Annotated in this window: 14 protein-coding genes; 1 reads left to right on the forward strand and 13 read right to left on the reverse strand. The window is 40.5% G+C overall.

Features of this window, described 5'->3' with window-relative positions; genetic code table 11:
* Window positions 1-131: 131 nt before the first annotated feature.
* The 5 genes from rho to NKR74_RS23155 form a co-directional block, all read right to left on the reverse strand.
* Window positions 132-1,403: a transcription termination factor Rho gene (gene rho / locus NKR74_RS23135; protein WP_098310040.1), complete on the reverse strand. Its 1,272-nt coding sequence runs from the start codon at window positions 1,401-1,403 to the stop codon at window positions 132-134.
* A 279-nt stretch (window positions 1,404-1,682) separates the two neighbouring features.
* Complete coding sequence (glpX, locus tag NKR74_RS23140; protein ID WP_098310041.1) at window positions 1,683-2,648, reverse strand: class II fructose-bisphosphatase; 966 nt, start codon at window positions 2,646-2,648, stop codon at window positions 1,683-1,685.
* Window positions 2,649-2,770: 122 nt separating this feature from the next.
* Entirely contained in the window at window positions 2,771-4,060 is a 1,290-nt protein-coding gene (locus NKR74_RS23145; protein ID WP_098310042.1) for a UDP-N-acetylglucosamine 1-carboxyvinyltransferase, read from the reverse strand.
* A gap of 263 nt (window positions 4,061-4,323) precedes the next feature.
* Entirely contained in the window at window positions 4,324-5,181 is an 858-nt protein-coding gene (locus NKR74_RS23150) for a class II fructose-bisphosphate aldolase (RefSeq protein ID WP_098310043.1), read from the reverse strand.
* A gap of 210 nt (window positions 5,182-5,391) precedes the next feature.
* A complete protein-coding gene (locus tag NKR74_RS23155; RefSeq protein WP_098310044.1) occupies window positions 5,392-5,760 on the reverse strand; it encodes a response regulator in 369 nt (122 codons plus the stop codon).
* Window positions 5,761-5,950: 190 nt separating this feature from the next.
* Here NKR74_RS23155 and NKR74_RS23160 point away from each other — a divergent pair, with 190 nt between their 5' ends.
* Window positions 5,951-6,478 (forward strand): DUF2529 domain-containing protein, encoded by a 528-nt coding sequence (locus NKR74_RS23160; RefSeq protein WP_230574275.1) that lies wholly within the window; start codon window positions 5,951-5,953, stop codon window positions 6,476-6,478.
* 37 nt (window positions 6,479-6,515) lie between these two features.
* Here NKR74_RS23160 and pyrG read toward each other — a convergent pair whose 3' ends face one another.
* The 8 genes from pyrG to NKR74_RS23200 all read right to left on the reverse strand — a co-directional run bounded on the left by pyrG (window position 6,516) and on the right by NKR74_RS23200 (window position 16,433).
* Complete coding sequence (pyrG, locus tag NKR74_RS23165) at window positions 6,516-8,123, reverse strand: CTP synthase (protein WP_253630971.1); 1,608 nt, start codon at window positions 8,121-8,123, stop codon at window positions 6,516-6,518.
* A 256-nt stretch (window positions 8,124-8,379) separates the two neighbouring features.
* Window positions 8,380-8,916: a DNA-directed RNA polymerase subunit delta gene (gene rpoE / locus NKR74_RS23170; RefSeq protein WP_253630972.1), complete on the reverse strand. Its 537-nt coding sequence runs from the start codon at window positions 8,914-8,916 to the stop codon at window positions 8,380-8,382.
* Between the two features lie 162 nt (window positions 8,917-9,078).
* Entirely contained in the window at window positions 9,079-9,708 is a 630-nt protein-coding gene (locus NKR74_RS23175) for a TetR/AcrR family transcriptional regulator (protein ID WP_098310048.1), read from the reverse strand.
* Window positions 9,709-9,777: 69 nt separating this feature from the next.
* The gene (acdA, locus tag NKR74_RS23180) at window positions 9,778-10,917 is read right to left on the reverse strand and encodes an acyl-CoA dehydrogenase AcdA (RefSeq protein ID WP_098310049.1); all 1,140 of its coding nucleotides are present in this window, start codon (window positions 10,915-10,917) and stop codon (window positions 9,778-9,780) included.
* A gap of 12 nt (window positions 10,918-10,929) precedes the next feature.
* On the reverse strand, window positions 10,930-12,060 hold the full coding sequence (locus NKR74_RS23185) for an acyl-CoA dehydrogenase (RefSeq protein ID WP_253630973.1): 1,131 nt from the start codon (window positions 12,058-12,060) through the stop codon (window positions 10,930-10,932).
* A 90-nt stretch (window positions 12,061-12,150) separates the two neighbouring features.
* Entirely contained in the window at window positions 12,151-13,002 is an 852-nt protein-coding gene (locus NKR74_RS23190) for a 3-hydroxybutyryl-CoA dehydrogenase (protein WP_253630974.1), read from the reverse strand.
* 17 nt (window positions 13,003-13,019) lie between these two features.
* Window positions 13,020-14,201 carry an acetyl-CoA C-acetyltransferase gene (locus tag NKR74_RS23195; RefSeq protein WP_098310052.1) on the reverse strand — a complete coding sequence of 394 codons (1,182 nt, stop codon included), beginning with the start codon at window positions 14,199-14,201 and terminating at the stop codon, window positions 13,020-13,022.
* A 123-nt stretch (window positions 14,202-14,324) separates the two neighbouring features.
* A complete protein-coding gene (locus tag NKR74_RS23200) occupies window positions 14,325-16,433 on the reverse strand; it encodes a (Fe-S)-binding protein (RefSeq protein ID WP_253630975.1) in 2,109 nt (702 codons plus the stop codon).
* Window positions 16,434-16,778: the final 345 nt, after the last annotated feature.

The raw sequence follows: 16,778 nt of genomic DNA on the forward strand, positions 1-16,778 counted from the left end.
CTCCTTCCGCCCTGAATCATTTTCGAAACAGAGTTTTTCATCGTTAGCTGCAATCACAACTATAATGATGAAACGCACATGATGAAATTATAACAAGGCTATCTGCATTTTGCAACTACCTGTTTTTAGCATTACTTCATCGCGACATATCTCTTTGAATCTTCAGGGATATTTTTTAAGAATTCTTCATTTGTCTTCGTTTGACGTAACTTGCGTAAGAAGCTTTCTATGAAGTCTGGTGTATCTCTCATCGTTTTGCGAATACCCCATAACTTGTCTAAATGCTCTTTTGGAATTAATAGATCTTCTTTGCGTGTACCAGAACGACGAATATCAATAGCTGGGAAAATACGACGTTCTGCTAAAGAACGATCTAAATGAAGCTCCATGTTTCCTGTTCCTTTGAACTCTTCATAAATGACATCATCCATACGAGACCCTGTGTCAACAAGAGCTGTTGCTAAAATTGTTAAGCTACCGCCCTCTTCAATATTACGAGCTGCTCCGAAAAAGCGCTTTGGTCGATGGAATGCCGCTGGGTCAATACCACCTGATAACGTACGTCCACTTGGTGGAATTACAAGGTTGTAGGCGCGCGCTAAACGGGTAATACTATCCATTAAAATGATAACGTCTTTTTTATGCTCAACAAGGCGCATTGCACGCTCTAGCACAAGCTCAGCCACTTTAATGTGATTTTCCGGAACTTCATCAAAAGTAGAACTTACAACATCACCTTTTACAGAACGTTCAATATCTGTTACTTCCTCTGGACGTTCATCAATTAAAAGTACAATCAGTTCTGCTTCTGGATGATTCGTTGTAACACTGTGAGCAATCTCTTTTAACAGCATCGTTTTACCAGCCTTTGGAGGCGCAACAATTAGACCACGTTGACCAAACCCAACTGGTGCAATTAAATCCATGATGCGGGTTGATAGTTTCTTCGTTTCCGTCTCCAATTTCATTTGACGATTTGGATATAACGGTGTTAACGCAGGGAAATGCACACGTTCCTTTGCTGATTCTGGATCATCTCCATTGACTGCTTCAACTTGCAACAATCCAAAATAACGTTCATTCTCCTTCGGAGGTCGCACTTTACCAGAAACCTTGTCTCCATTACGCAAATCAAAACGACGAATTTGCGAAGCTGAAATATAAATATCTTCAGAACTCGGAGAATAGTTGATTGGACGTAAGAATCCAAATCCTTCTGATTGAATAATTTCAAGTACACCTTCCATGAAAAAGAAACCTTCTTTTTCTGCTCGTGCTTTTAAAATCGCAAAAATTAACTCTTTCTTTGTTAATTTGCTGTAATAGGAAATCTTAAATTCTTTCGCAAGCTCATATAACTCTTTTAATTTCATGTTCTCTAAAGCTGAAATTGTTAAATTCATTCAGACACCACACTTTGATATTATTCTCTTTTCAGATGGGTAAGGGAAATTACGGAAGGCAAATACGTAATAATGAAAGGCAATAAGTACAAGTAGGGTAATATTCACTATTGTAACCCTTTTACCTCGTTTTAATCAATACGTTGCGAGACAAATACAAGAAGCGAAGACAAGAAAATTTGTCTTCGCTCTACCCATCTTTTGCACGCTTTTTATTTTATCACGATTGATGGGAGCTTTCCATCAGCGGAGGATAAAGCCTCCCCACTAATGGAAGTTTTACTTTATAACTAAGTTTGGTTTCTTGCTTAAGCTATGACGCCCGTCAACAAAGCGAACTGTCCCAGATTTCGCACGCATAACAAGGGAGTGTGTTGTACCAGTACTTCCTTTAAATTGAACACCGCGCAGTAATTCTCCGTCCGTAACACCTGTTGCCGCAAAGATTGCATCGTCACCTCTTACTAAATCTTCCATACGAAGAATGCGGTTAATATCATCGATACCCATCTTTTTGCAGCGCTGTAATTCTGCATCATTTTGTGGCAGAAGCTTTCCTTGAATTTCTCCGCCTAAACATTTTAATGCAACGGCTGCTAGTACCCCTTCAGGTGCACCGCCAGATCCGAATAAAATATCAACGCCTGTGCGATCAAATGCTGTGTTGATTGCACCAGCTACATCACCATCGTTAATTAATTTAATGCGAGCTCCCGCTTTACGGATTTCCTCAATAATTGCTTGGTGACGTGGTCTGTTTAAAATCGTTGCTACAACATCTTCAATATCTTTGTTTTTTGCTTTTGCAACAGCGCGTAAATTATCAATAACCGGTGCATTAATATCGACAGCACCAACCGCTTCTGGGCCAACTGCAATTTTTTCCATATACATATCAGGTGCATGCAGTAAATTTCCATGGTCTGCTACCGCAATAACAGCTAACGCATTCCATCCTCCTGCTGCAACAATATTTGTTCCTTCTAACGGATCAACCGCTACATCAACACGCGGACCATATCCAGTTCCTAATTTTTCACCAATATATAGCATCGGTGCCTCATCCATTTCCCCTTCGCCAATTACCACTGTTCCTTTCATTGGTACTGTATCAAATACGTCGCGCATTGCTGACGTTGCTGCACCATCTGCTTCATCTTTCTTACCGCGTCCCATCCAACGCGCAGATGATAACGCTGCAGCCTCTGTTACACGTACTAATTCCATAGATAAACTTCTTTCCACAATAATCCCTCTCCTTTAAGCCGTAATATTTATCTCATACTAAACTTCCAATAAAATTTTTACCTTATGCCGTTTTCACTTACACTTTATACACATATATCACTTTACCCATGTAAAGATCTTTATGCATTTTTCATCTGTTCAATCTCTTGACTTGTCATTTTTTCACGCCAGATTTTTGCTCCAAGACCTCGAAGCTTATCTTCTAAATTTTCATATCCACGATCAATATGCTCTAATCCTGTAACTTCTGTGATTCCTTCTGCCATTAAACCTGCGATTACAAGAGCAGCCCCGGCGCGTAAGTCACTCGCTTTTACTTTGGCTCCTTGCAGCGAAGCAGGGCCTGTTACGATAGCAGAACGACCTTCCACTTTAATTTGCGCATTCATTCTTCTTAACTCATCTATATGTTTAAAACGCGCTCCGTAAATGGTATCCGTTACAACTGCCGTTCCATTCGCTTTCGTTAATAACGCTGTAAATGGTTGCTGTAAATCAGTCGGAAATCCTGGATATACGAGTGTTTTTACATCTACCATTTTTAGTTGGCGATTCCCATTCACCACAATTTGATCATCGTGTGTATCTACTTTTACACCCATTTCTCGAAGCTTAGCCGTTATGGATTCTAAATGCTGCGGAATCACATTATCAACTGTAACTTCACCACCAGAAGCTGCGCCCAAAATCATATATGTTCCAGCTTCAATGCGGTCAGGAATAATAGAATGGTAACAACCATGAAGCGATTCAACACCATCAATACGAATCACATCTGTTCCTGCTCCTTTAATACGAGCACCCATGCTTGTAAGAAGCGTCGCTACATCAATAATTTCTGGTTCTTTCGCTGCATTTTCAATTACTGTTCTACCTTTTGCACGCACTGCAGCAAGCATGATATTAATTGTCGCACCTACGCTGACAACATCTAAATAAATACGTGCTCCCCGCAGTTCGTCTGCACGTAAATAGATTGCACCTTGCTCATTTGTTACATATGCTCCAAGCGCTTCAAACCCCTTAATATGCTGATCAATTGGCCTTGGTCCTAGATGACATCCACCAGGAAGCCCAATTACTGCTTTTTTGAAACGACCGAGCATCGCTCCCATTAAATAATAAGAAGCACGCAGTTTTTTTACCTTTCCATTTGGAAGAGGCATGGCTACCATTTTAGAAGGATCAATTGTCATTTCTTCGTCTTGATGATACGTAACAGAACCACCAATTTCTTCTAATAAGTCACCAAGTATTTTTACATCAGAAATATTAGGTACACCACCAATTGTAACTGGTGTTTCTGCTAAAATGGTCGCGGGAATAAGCGCAACAGCACTATTTTTTGCACCACTTACACGAATCGAACCTTGCAAAGGCACACCGCCTTCAATCAGCAACTTGTCCATTTTGAGCCCCCTTCTCGTGAATTCATCTACCGTTCCAGCCTCCCCACTACAACGGGTGATTTCACAACTTCGGATACGTTTTTACACGTATGAGTATATCCATGCTATTTGTTTCCTCTATTTTTACACAATTATAAAAATATTTCCTTTCAAACGCCTTAACAAGTAGAAAATTGTCTATCCCATAAAATGGTCACGCTTTCATTATACAACGAAACGAAACCGTCTAAAAGGCTAGACGGTTTCTAAAAATATTTTTAGAATTATGCTTGACCGTTAGAACCAAATTCACGAATTTTACCGATTACAGTCGCTTTAATTGCTTCACGACCAGGTCCGATAAATTTACGAGGATCATAAACTTCTTGGTCTTTATTTAATACTTCACGAACCGCTTTTGTAAACTCGATTTGGTTTTCAGTGTTTACGTTGATTTTAGAAGTACCTAAAGAGATAGATTTTTTAATGTCAGCTGTTGGGATACCAGTACCACCATGAAGTACTAAAGGTACACCAGTTAAGTCACGAACTTCTTCCATTTCTTTGAATCCTAAGTTAGGCTCACCTTTGTAAGGACCATGTACAGAACCTAATGCTGGAGCTAGGCAGTCGATACCTGTTGCAGCTACTAGTTCTTTACATTCCTCTGGATTAGCATAGATAACACCTTCAGCTACTACGTCATCTTCTTGTCCGCCAACTGTACCAAGCTCAGCTTCTACAGATACGTTACGAGCGTGTGCATATTCTACTACTTTTTTAGTAGTTTCGATATTTTCTTCAAATGGGTGGTGAGAAGCGTCGATCATTACAGATGTGAAACCTGCATCAATTGCTTCTTTACATTTTTCGAAGCTTGAACCATGGTCAAGGTGAATCGCTACAGGAACAGTGATGTTCATTTCTTCGATTAAAGCTTTAACCATAGCTACAACTGTTTTGAAACCAGTCATATGACGAGCTGCGCCCTCAGATACACCTAAAATTACAGGAGATTTTTCTTCTTCCGCAGCAGCTAAGATAGCTTGTGTCCACTCTAAGTTGTTCATGTTGAATTGACCAACTGCGTATTTTCCTTCTAGCGCTTTGTTTAGCATTTCTTTCATGGAAACTAAAGGCATGGTGAATCCTCCTAAAAACGTTTTTTATATCCGATAAGTTCTTATCGATGGTAGTATGACCACGAAAAGGAAAAATATGTATAATCACATACCGGACTTTTTTCTACACTCAATAGGATACCAACTTGTACTCAAAAACTCAACTGCATTCACCTGCTCATCAGCCCATGAAAACGCTTTTTTCTATATTTTTTAATAAAAAATTCACGATTATGCTTGTACTGTAATTTCTTTTCGCACAGCACTACGAATTTCATCAATATCGAACGGCTTTGCAAAGTGCATTAATGCACCAAGGTCTTTCGCTTCTTGAATCATATCTAATTCCCCATACGCCGTCATTAAAATCACTTTAATTTCTCGATTAATTTCTTTCACATGTTTTAAAATTTCAATTCCATCCATACCTGGAATTTTCATATCTAAAATAACTAAATCAGGACAGTCTTTTTTTACAATATCAAGGGCTTGAAAACCGTTTGCTGCTTGGAATGTTTGATAACCTTCCTTTTGAAACACCTCGTGTAATAAAACACGAATGCCGTATTGATCATCAACGATTAGGATTTTCCCTTCCATGTTATCCAACCTTTCTATATAAATACAAAATTTATATTTCTCATATCTCTTTCGATTATTTTCGCTACTTTTTATCAAATTCCTTCCTATTCTTTCTTATTTTACCGTCTACTATTTACTAACGCTAGCGCCTTTATGAAAAAATAAGCTATAATGAAAGCCGTCTAACACGTTAGAAAGGAGCATCCTCATGTTTAAAATTTTTTCCACTCAGCTAGGTGGCTATTTCACAAGAATTGCTCAGAAAGAAGAGATGAATATAGAAGATAGTGCTCGTTTACTTGCACAAGCATTAGTTGGAGATGGCCACATTTATTTGCACGGTACGAAAGAGATGGAAGGTGTAATTTGTGAAGCTTTGTATGGATCCGAGCCTATGCAAAATGCAAAACGGCTATTTGAAGACGGTAAACAAGCAGGCGTAACCGTCGCTGACCGTATACTACTTATCAGCCGCTTTTCCACGGATGAAGATATCATTTCATTAGCAAAGCAGCTGCAAGAAAACGGTCATTTTATTGTTGGTATTTCTGCAAAACAAGAAGGCGAATTATCGCTAGAACAATTCACCGATGCACATATTGATACAAAGCTTGTAAAGGCATTGATTCCAGATGACGATGGCTCTCGCTATGGCTTTCCAAGTTTAATAACGGCTTTATTTGCATATCATGGATTAAAATTTACAATCGATGACATTATGAATGAATATGAGTAACATAAAAAGGCGCCCTATATAGGACGCCTTTTTCTTATTACTTACCTTCTTTATTAATAATAGAAGCTTCTACGAAGTCACGGAACAATGGTTGCGGACGATTTGGACGAGATACAAATTCTGGGTGGAACTGTGATGCCACGAACCAAGGATGCTCTTTTAATTCGATAATTTCTACTAAACGGCCGTCTGGGCTTGTACCAGAGAAGATGAATCCAGCGTTTTCCATGTCTTGACGGAATTGATTATTGAACTCATAGCGATGACGGTGACGTTCATAAACAACTGGCTCGGTATACGCATTGTAAGCATTTGTTTCTGGAGTAAGCTTACATGGGTATAGACCAAGACGAAGTGTACCGCCTAAATCTTCTACATCTTTTTGTTCTGGTAATAAATCGATAATTGCGTAAGGCGTGTCAGGATTGATTTCAGAAGAGTTAGCTCCTTCTAATCCTAATACGTTACGTGCAAATTCGATTGATGCAAGCTGCATACCTAAGCAAATTCCTAAGAATGGAACTTTGTTTTCACGTGCATACTGAATTGCAGCGATTTTACCTTCAACACCGCGGTCACCGAAACCACCTGGTACAAGGATACCATCTGTATCGCCAACTAATTCTTTCACGTTTTCTGCTGTTACGTGCTCAGCATTTACCCATTTCACTTCTACATCTGTATCAAATTTGTAACCTGCATGACGAAGTGCTTCTACAACAGAAATGTATGCATCTTGAAGCTCTACATATTTACCAACAAGAGCGATTTTTGTTTTCTTAGACAGGTTGCGTACTTTTTCTACTAATGCATTCCACTCTGTCATGTCTGCAGCTGGATTGTCTAGTTTTAAGTGATCGCAAACGATTTGGTCCATATTTTGCTCTTGAAGAGATAATGGAACTGTATATAATGTATCTGCATCGCGCGCTTCAATTACTGCTTTTGGATCGATATCGCAGAATAATGCAAGCTTATCTTTCATATCTTGAGAAACAGGAAGTTCTGTACGAACAACGATAATATTTGGCTGAATACCTAAGCTGCGAAGTTCTTTAACGCTGTGCTGCGTTGGTTTTGTTTTCATTTCACCCGCTGCTTTTAAGTACGGAATTAACGTACAGTGAATGTACATTACATTGTCACGGCCAATATCGCTCTTAATTTGGCGAATTGCTTCTAAGAATGGTAGAGACTCAATGTCACCAACAGTTCCGCCGATTTCTGTAATGATAACGTCTGCATTTGTTTCACGACCCGCACGGAATACGCGTTCTTTAATTTCGTTCGTAATGTGAGGAATAACTTGAACTGTTCCCCCTAAATATTCACCGCGACGCTCTTTTTGAAGAACAGAAGAGTAAATTTTACCTGTTGTTACGCTGCTGTATTTATTTAAGTTAATATCGATGAAACGCTCATAGTGACCAAGGTCTAAGTCTGTTTCTGCACCATCATCTGTTACGAAAACCTCACCGTGTTGGTATGGGCTCATTGTCCCTGGGTCTACGTTAATGTATGGATCAAACTTTTGGGTTGTTACGTTTAGTCCTCTATTTTTTAAAAGTCTTCCTAAAGATGCTGCTGTAATACCTTTTCCTAAAGAAGATACTACACCGCCTGTGACAAAAATATACTTAGTCATGAAAGTACTCCCTTCTAGTTTGCTGTTATATAATCATCGCTGCAAATCGCAACGTATGTAGATAACACTTACCTTATCTTATTGTTAGACTCTTTTGTTTTTCTAAACAAAAAACAAAAAAGAAAATTGCTCCCTTTATCACTAAAAGTAATAAATAGGGAGCAATTTTCTTTTATATTTACACGTAAAAGTTATTATCGTCTTTTTTAAAGAGCCCAAAAATGATTCTACATGGACGATAATAAAAAGTCAAGGACTACTGTTCTTCCTCTTCTTCGCCTGATTCGTCGTATTCCAACTCATCTTCATCGGCAAAATCATCGTCGTCCTCTAGATCATCAAGATCTTCATCATCTTCATCCAGAATTTCATCAAGATCTTCTACATCTTCGTCTTCATCTTCAACTTCGTCAAAGTCTTCATCTGCCTCTTCTTCGAAGTCGTCCTCTTCATCATCGTTGTAGTCATCTAGCTCGTCCTCTTCTACCTTACGTTTCTTCTTAGGTTTCGGTTGAGGTAAGATTTCTTCATCAATTTGCTCATATGGATACCATCCGCGTAGTCCCCAACGATTTTCTCCGAGATTGATAAAGCGCCCATCGATATTTAAATCTGTATAAAATTGTGCGATTCTCGCAGCAACTTGCTCTTCAGTTAGTCCCAGTAATTGAGCAATTTCTTGAACTAGATCGTGAAAAGATGTTGCTTGTTGTTTTTCCTCTAACAAGCTATGTACAGCTTCGATCATGGACAATTCTTTTAGCTCTTCTGGTGAATATTGCTTTAAATTCACTTATGCGGCACTTCCTTTCTTAAAATATATCCTATTAATATAAAGGCCTGTTCAAAAAAAATCCATACTATTCATTATAAACAAAACTCCACCAAATATGCCACAAAAAAAATAGGGAATCATAAAGTGATTTCCCTACATATTGCAACGTTATTGCCCTTTTTAGTTTTGAATCATATGAGCACCATTTAATACATAACGAATTTGCATCTCTGTATATTCTTCCAATGTATAAAGTTTCTGCAGTGCCCAGCGCCGAAATCCCCACATTTGTCCTTGAATAAAAATATTATGAGCAAGCAGTTGAACCTCTTTTTTTGTTAAAGTAAATACCTTATTTTGAACACATTGCTGCAAAATATTTTCGAACATCCCTACCATTTGAAATTCTTTCTCTAATACGTAAGGCAGCGACTCTTTTGGTAAAAAACGAACTTCTTGATACATAATAAGGACCTCTTCTTGCAGCTCATCCATAACTTTAAAATAATTTGTAATCGCGGCTTTTAAACTATCAATGCTGCCTTTTTCTCTGCACAGCACTTGCTCTAAACGATCTTTTACATGTTCATAAATGCTATCGCACACTAAATAAAGCACATCATCTTTCGTTCGAATATATTCATAGAGTGTACCAATGCTAAAGCCTGCTGCTTTCGCGATTTCTCTCGTTGTTGTGCGCGGGAATCCTTTTTGCTTAAAGAGCTGTACAGCACCTTTAATCATTTGCTCGCGCCGAAGTGCAATAAGTTTTTCATCTTTCACAGATGCTTGTACATTGTGCTTAACCATATCCTTCACCCCTTTTCCTGTCATTTTGCAGGAAGAAGCGTAGGAGGCTCCCTACGCTTCTTATAGCTTCTACTTCGTTAACATACGTGAAATAACAAGGCGCTGAATTTCTTGCGTGCCTTCGTAAATTTGCGTAATCTTCGCATCACGCATAAAACGCTCAACTGGATAATCTTTCGTATAACCATATCCCCCGAATACTTGCACAGCTTCGGTTGTCACTTTCATCGCCGTGTCTCCTGCAAACAATTTCGACATTGCTGATTCTTTGCCATACGGCAGTCCTTCTGACTCAAGCCAAGCCGCTTGATATGTTAACAAGCGTGCCGCCTCTACACCCGTCGCCATATCTGCTAGTTTAAAACCAATCCCCTGCTGCGCGGCAATTGGTTTACCAAATTGATGGCGTTCCTTCGCATAATCGGCAGCAGCATCAAGTGCACCTTGTGCGATGCCAACCGCTTGCGCAGCAATACCATTACGGCCACCGTCTAACGTTTGCATCGCAATTTTAAATCCTTGGCCTTCCTCGCCAAGTAAGTTCTCGGCAGGAATGCGGCAATCTTCAAATATAATCTCCGTCGTCGGTGAAGAACGAATACCAAGCTTGCTCTCTTTCTTTCCAACAGAAAATCCAGGCGCATCGCTTTCCACAATAAATGCACTTGTTCCGCGCTGCTTTGACTCTGAATCTGTCAGTGCAAACACAACATAAATATCCGCAATTCCGCCATTTGTAATGAAAATTTTCGAACCGTTCAAAATATAATGATCGCCGTCACGCTTTGCTGTTGTTTTCATTCCACCAGCATCAGAGCCTGAACCCGGCTCTGTTAAGCCGTAAGCTCCAATTTTCTTTCCTTCTGCCATCGGACGTAAATATTTCTGTTTTTGCTCCTCTGTACCAAATTTAAAAATTGGCCATCCTGCAAGCGACGTATGCGCCGATAATGTTACAGCTGTAGATGCGCAAACACGTGACAGCTCTTCTACCGCAATCACATAAGCCAAGTAATCGCTCCCAATTCCACCGTACTCTTCAGGCCACGGAATACCAGTTAAGCCAAGCTCCGCCATTTGATCAAATAAAGCGCGGTCAAAGCGTTCTTCCTCGTCGCGCTCTGCTGCCGTTGGTGCCACTTCATTTCTCGAAAAATCACGAACCATTTTCCGAATCATTTCATGTTCTTCTGATAATTTAAAGTGCATCTCTATTCCCCCTTAAAGCGCTCTGCTAATAACTAAGCGCTGAATCTCACTTGTTCCTTCATAAATCTCACATATTTTTGCATCGCGGAAGAATCGCTCCGCAGGATACTCTTTTGTATAACCGTAACCGCCAAGCACCTGCACAGCTTCAATCGCAACTTCTACTGCTGTTTTGGAAGCAAATAGTTTTGCAATTGACGCTTCCTTCCCACACGATAAGCCTTGTGCTCTCAGCGATGCTGCACGGTATACAAGCAGACGAGCTGCTTCCACAGCTGTTGCCATATCCGCTAACTTAAATCCTAATCCTTGCTGCGCGGCAATCGGCTTCCCAAATTGATGACGATCTTTCGCATAATCCGTAGCACATGCAAGCGCTGCTTCAGCGATGCCAAGTGACTGCGCCCCGATACCAATGCGACCAACATCTAAGTTTGCCATTGCCACTTTAAAACCTTGACCCTCTTCGCCAAGCAAATTCTCAACAGGAACTCTCATGTCCTCGAACGTTAATTGCACTGTACGAGAACCTAATAGCCCCATTTTGTGCTCATCTTTTCCAATGATTAAACCCGGTGTATCTTTCTCAACAATAAATGCCGATATCCCGCGTGTACCCGCATCCGGATTCGTAGAAGCAAACACGATATATGTATCTGCCTCGCCGCCGTTTGTGATAAATACTTTTGAACCGTTAATTACGTACTCATCACCGCATCTAACTGCTCTTGATTTCAAACTTCCTGCATCTGATCCAGCGCCTGGCTCTGTCAATGCAAATGCTCCTAAATATTCACCAGCTGCTAACTTCGGAAGATACTTTTGCTTTTGCTCTTCTGTTCCAAAATATAAAATAGGATTCGTTCCAACAGAGGTATGCACTGCTAAAATTACACCTACGGTTGCGCTTACTTTTGACAGTTCATTAATTGCTAAAATATATGAAATAAGGTCCATTTCCGCTCCGCCGTATTTCGCTGGAATAGGAATTCCCATCAGTCCAAGCTCGCCCATTTTCTGTAAGACTTCTCTAGGAAACACCCCTTGTTCCATAGTAGGAACAAAGGGAGCAATTTCCTTTTGAGCGAAGTCCCGAACCATTTTTCGCATCATTTGCTGCTCTTCTGTAAATTGAAAGTTCATATGCTCCACCTCAAATTGTTTTATATAGTAATTCAACTATTTGGTAAGACCACTAGTGCATGCAAAGAGGTGCCCTACCGGAGTATGTTATTATTCGTAAACGTAAAAACCGCGTCCTGTCTTGCGCCCTAACCAGCCTGCGTTTACGTATTTACGAAGTAACGGACATGGGCGATATTTGCTATCTCCTAATCCTTCGTGCAGTACTTCCATAATGTATAGACACGTATCTAAACCGATAAAATCAGCGAGTGTCAACGGTCCCATCGGATGATTCATGCCGAGCTTCATAACTTCATCAATCGCTTCTTTCGTCGCCACGCCCTCATATAGCGCATAAATTGCTTCGTTAATCATTGGCAATAAAATACGGTTCGAAACAAATCCTGGGAAGTCATTTACTTCAACTGGAACTTTGCCGATTTTTTTCGTAATATCTTCAATCGTTTCATATACAACGTCCTCTGTTGCTAAACCGCGAATAATTTCAACAAGCTTCATAACTGGAACTGGATTCATAAAGTGCATGCCAATAACCTTTTCTGGACGATTCGTAACAGCTGCAATTTCAGTAATTGGCAACGAAGATGTATTTGTTGCTAAAATCGTATGTTCCGGTGCTAACTCATCTAAATTCGCAAAAATTTGTTTTTTAATATCCATTCTCTCTACAGCTGCTTCAATGACAAGATCTGCCTCTTTCAAGCAATCAAGTGTAAGTGTTGCTGTAAGACGATTTAATGTTGCCTGCTTATCCTCTTCGCTCATGCGGCCTTTCTCAACTTGCCTAGATAAATTTTTCGTAATAATCCCCATGCCGCGGTCTAACTGCTCTTGTTTTAAATCTTGCATATATACGTCATAACCTGCCATCGCACATACCTGTGCAATTCCAGATCCCATTTGTCCTGAACCAATTACAACAATATTTTGTACCGTCATATTTATAGCCCCCTTTTTTACTGAACCTCTATCATAATTGCGTCGCCTTGACCGCCGCCGCTGCAAATAGATGCAATACCGATTCCGCCACCACGCTGCTTTAACGCATGAATAAGAGTAACGATAATGCGCGCACCGCTTGCTCCGATTGGATGTCCCATCGCAACTGCTCCGCCGTTTACGTTAATCTTTTCTGGATCAATACCTGCAATATTTGCACTTGCAATAGCTACAGCCGCAAATGCTTCATTAATCTCAAATAAATCTATCTCTTCTACTTTCTTACCTGTTTTCTTTAACAGCTCGTTAATGGCATAACCTGGTGTTCTCGGGAAATCCTTCGCTTCAACCGCGATCGCTGTATGACCTAAAATTGTCGCAAGCGGCTTTCTTCCCTCTTGCTTCGCACGCTCTTCACTCATTAATACGAGCGCTGCCGCGCCATCATTTAAACCTGGTGCATTTCCTGCGGTAACCGCTGCATCCTTATCAAATACAGGTTTTAATTTTGCTAGTTTTTCAACTGTTGTATCTTCGCGCGGTGCTTCGTCGTGAGCAACAACTACCGGCTCACCTTTTCGCTGCGGCACAGATACAGGTACAATTTCTTCTTCAAATCGGCCTTCCTTGCGTGATGCAACGGCGCGCATATGACTGCGGCATGCCCATTCGTCTTGCATTTCGCGGGAAATACCATCTTCTTTCGCTACATCTCCGCCGTACACACCCATATGCACGCCAGAAAATGAGCACGTTAAGCCATCTGCCACGTTTAAGTCAACAACCTCGTTATGCCCCATGCGATATCCCCAGCGTGCACCGCGTAAAATATATGGACTATTACTCATCGATTCCATGCCGCCTGCTACAAGTAACGATTGATCGCCGGTACGAATAATTTGATCCGCTAATGTTACTGCACGAAGCCCGGAAGCACATACTTTATTGACTGTTTCTGTGCGCGTCTCCCATGGGATCCCTGCTTCTCTTGCCGCCTGGCGTGATGGAATTTGTCCCTGACCACCTTGAATAACCGCTCCAAATATAACTTCTTCAATATCACTTGCTGCAACATTCGCGCGCTCTAATGCCGCTCCAATTGCAATTCCTCCAAGCTCCGTTGCCTTTACATCCTTTAAAGCTCCCCCAAACTTTCCAACAGGTGTTCTTGCAGCACTTAAAATTACTGTTCTAGTCAAAACATATTCCCCCATTTCTTCATTTTGCGGCGTTGATTGAACGCTCGTTCAGTTCAGCTGTTGTGAGAAAGAGGTGCAACCTTTGCACCCCCTTTTATCTAAAGTTGTACGGATTCTTACATGTTACATTGCTTCTTTCTTTGACCCGATAACAGAGCGCTCTAAAATCTCTGTTATATCAAGGGTTTGTACGCGTTCCTCTACTTCTTTTGCCTTCGTACCGTCACTAATCATCGTTAAGCAATATGGGCAGCCCGTACCGATGATCGTCGGCGATGTAGCAAGCGCTTGCTCTGTACGTGCAACGTTAATACGAGAACCAGCAGTCTCTTCCATCCACATCAGACCACCGCCCGCTCCGCAGCACATTCCTGTTTCGCGGTTACGCTCCATTTCAATGAGATTCACGCCTGGAATCGCTTTTAAAATATTACGCGGCGCTTCGTACACTTCGTTGTAGCGTCCTAAATAACAAGAATCGTGATACGTAATCGTTTCTTCTACGCGGTGAACTGGTTTTAATCGTCCTTCTTTCACCCACTGTGCTAACAATTCTGTATGATGATAGACTTCTGCTTGTAAGCCAAAGTCCGGATACTCATTTTTAAACGTGTTATATGCGTGCGGATCAATTGTCACGATTTTCTTAACGCCCGCTTTTTCAAACTCTTCAATATTCTTGTTTGCCATCTCTTGGAAGACAAATTCATTTCCAAGACGACGCGGTGTATCACCTGAGTTTTTCTCTTTATTTCCGAGGATAGCAAAGGAAATACCAGCTTCGTTCATCAGCTTCGCAAACGATAACGCAATTTTTTGGCTGCGGTTATCATATGATCCCATAGAGCCTACCCAGAATAAGTACTCAAACTCTTCGCCTGCTTTCGTTTTCTCTTTCACAGTCGGAATAGAAACTTCTTCTTCCATCGTACGCCACGTTTCACGCTCTTTACGGTTCAGCCCCCAAGGGTTTCCTTGACGCTCGATATTTGTCAGGGCACGCTGCGCTTCTGGATCCATTTTTCCTTCTGTTAAAACAAGATAGCGGCGCAAATCAATAATTTTATCAACATGTTCATTCATAACTGGACATTGGTCTTCGCAGTTACGACACGTTGTACAAGCCCAAATTTCTGTTTCTGTAATGACATCGCCAATTAAACTTGGATTGTATGCTAGTGTTGCTGCAGATTCATGTTGTCCCTCTCCAGCCGCCATCATCGCTAACTGATTACCTTGTGTATTGTTAAATGCAACAGTTGGAACCCATGGTGCACGCGATGTCACCGCTGCGCCTTTATCCGTTAAATGATCACGCAGTTTTAATATTAAATCCATCGGTGATAGCATCTTTCCTGTTCCCGTTGCTGGGCACATATTCGTACAGCGGCCGCACTCTACACATGCGTATAAATCAATAAGTTGCGTTTGTTTGAAATCTTCAATTTTTCCAACGCCAAATGTTTCTTGTGTTTCATCTTCAAAATCGATTTTTTCTAATTTCCCTGGATTTGTTAAACGGCTAAAATATACATTTGCTGGTCCTGCAATTAAATGTGCATGCTTCGATTGTGGCACGTAAACTAAAAACGTTAACAAAATAAGTAGATGCATCCACCACGCAAAATAGAACACAACAATCGCAGCTGTTTCACCAATTCCAGAAAATAAGTAAGCGATTGCAGAAGCAATTGGTTCACTCCATGATAATTCCTCGCCATGCCAAATGATGCCCATTCCGTTACCAAGAAGAACAGATAGCATTAAGCCGCCGATAAAAATTAAAACAAGTCCCGCTTTAAAATTACGTTTTAAGCGCACAAGTTTTTCAATATACCTTCTATAAAAAGCCCAAAAGACTGCAATTAAAATGATGAGTGTGACGATTTCTTGGAAGAATGTAAATGCAGGGTATAGTGGTCCAAGTGGAAGATGTGATCCTGGTGCTAAGCCTTTCCATATGAAGTCAATTGCTCCAAATTGGACAAGAATAAATCCGTAAAAAAACATAACATGCATGATACCGCTCTTTTTATCTTTAAGAAGCTTCTTTTGTCCGAAGACATTCCCCTTAATAAGATCCCATCTTTCTTTGAAGCGGCGATCAAATTCGACTTTCTTTCCTAATTGTATGTAGGTAATCCGCGTTCGTATGAGATATACAAATAAATATGCTGCATACGCTATGATGGCGATTGTCGCCAACCAGTTAACAATTAATAAACTATTCATATTTCTGCCAACCCCTCTCCGTGTAATATTCCCTTTTTCGAATCTTCGAAAATAAATAATTTTCTGAATTTATTGCCCTTATTTCCATTATATGATGAGTGAGCGTTCAGTCAACAGTTTTTTGTTATACAACAATATATTTTTTCATAAAGCTTTTTATTTCGGTGAAACTATAAAGTGAAACTTCCATCAGCAAGGGATTTTTTCATCCCCACTGATGGTTAACCAATTGGACTTTTACGGGCAATTATCCCCCATCTATCTTCCTCGCTTCTCTCTGAATCTTGAGGTAGGGGTCTTACTGCCCGCAAATAGCGGGATAAAAATGAATATAGAGGAGGGAAT

Origin of the sequence: Bacillus sp. 3103sda1, assembly GCF_024159135.1 — a bacterium.
GTDB classification, from domain to species: domain Bacteria; phylum Bacillota; class Bacilli; order Bacillales; family Bacillaceae_G; genus Bacillus_A; species Bacillus_A rhizoplanae.

Coding starts and splice junctions, on each gene's coding strand:
- rho (WP_098310040.1), bottom strand. CDS start 1,403: ATGAATTTAACAATTTCAGCTTTAGAGAACATGAAATTAAAAGAGTTA.
- NKR74_RS23160 (WP_230574275.1), top strand. CDS start 5,951: ATGTTTAAAATTTTTTCCACTCAGCTAGGTGGCTATTTCACAAGAATT.
- NKR74_RS23185 (WP_253630973.1), bottom strand. CDS start 12,060: ATGAACTTTCAATTTACAGAAGAGCAGCAAATGATGCGAAAAATGGTT.
- NKR74_RS23155 (WP_098310044.1), bottom strand. CDS start 5,760: ATGGAAGGGAAAATCCTAATCGTTGATGATCAATACGGCATTCGTGTT.
- NKR74_RS23175 (WP_098310048.1), bottom strand. CDS start 9,708: ATGGTTAAGCACAATGTACAAGCATCTGTGAAAGATGAAAAACTTATT.
- NKR74_RS23150 (WP_098310043.1), bottom strand. CDS start 5,181: ATGCCTTTAGTTTCCATGAAAGAAATGCTAAACAAAGCGCTAGAAGGA.
- acdA (WP_098310049.1), bottom strand. CDS start 10,917: ATGCACTTTAAATTATCAGAAGAACATGAAATGATTCGGAAAATGGTT.
- NKR74_RS23145 (WP_098310042.1), bottom strand. CDS start 4,060: ATGGACAAGTTGCTGATTGAAGGCGGTGTGCCTTTGCAAGGTTCGATT.
- NKR74_RS23200 (WP_253630975.1), bottom strand. CDS start 16,433: ATGAATAGTTTATTAATTGTTAACTGGTTGGCGACAATCGCCATCATA.
- pyrG (WP_253630971.1), bottom strand. CDS start 8,123: ATGACTAAGTATATTTTTGTCACAGGCGGTGTAGTATCTTCTTTAGGA.
- NKR74_RS23190 (WP_253630974.1), bottom strand. CDS start 13,002: ATGACGGTACAAAATATTGTTGTAATTGGTTCAGGACAAATGGGATCT.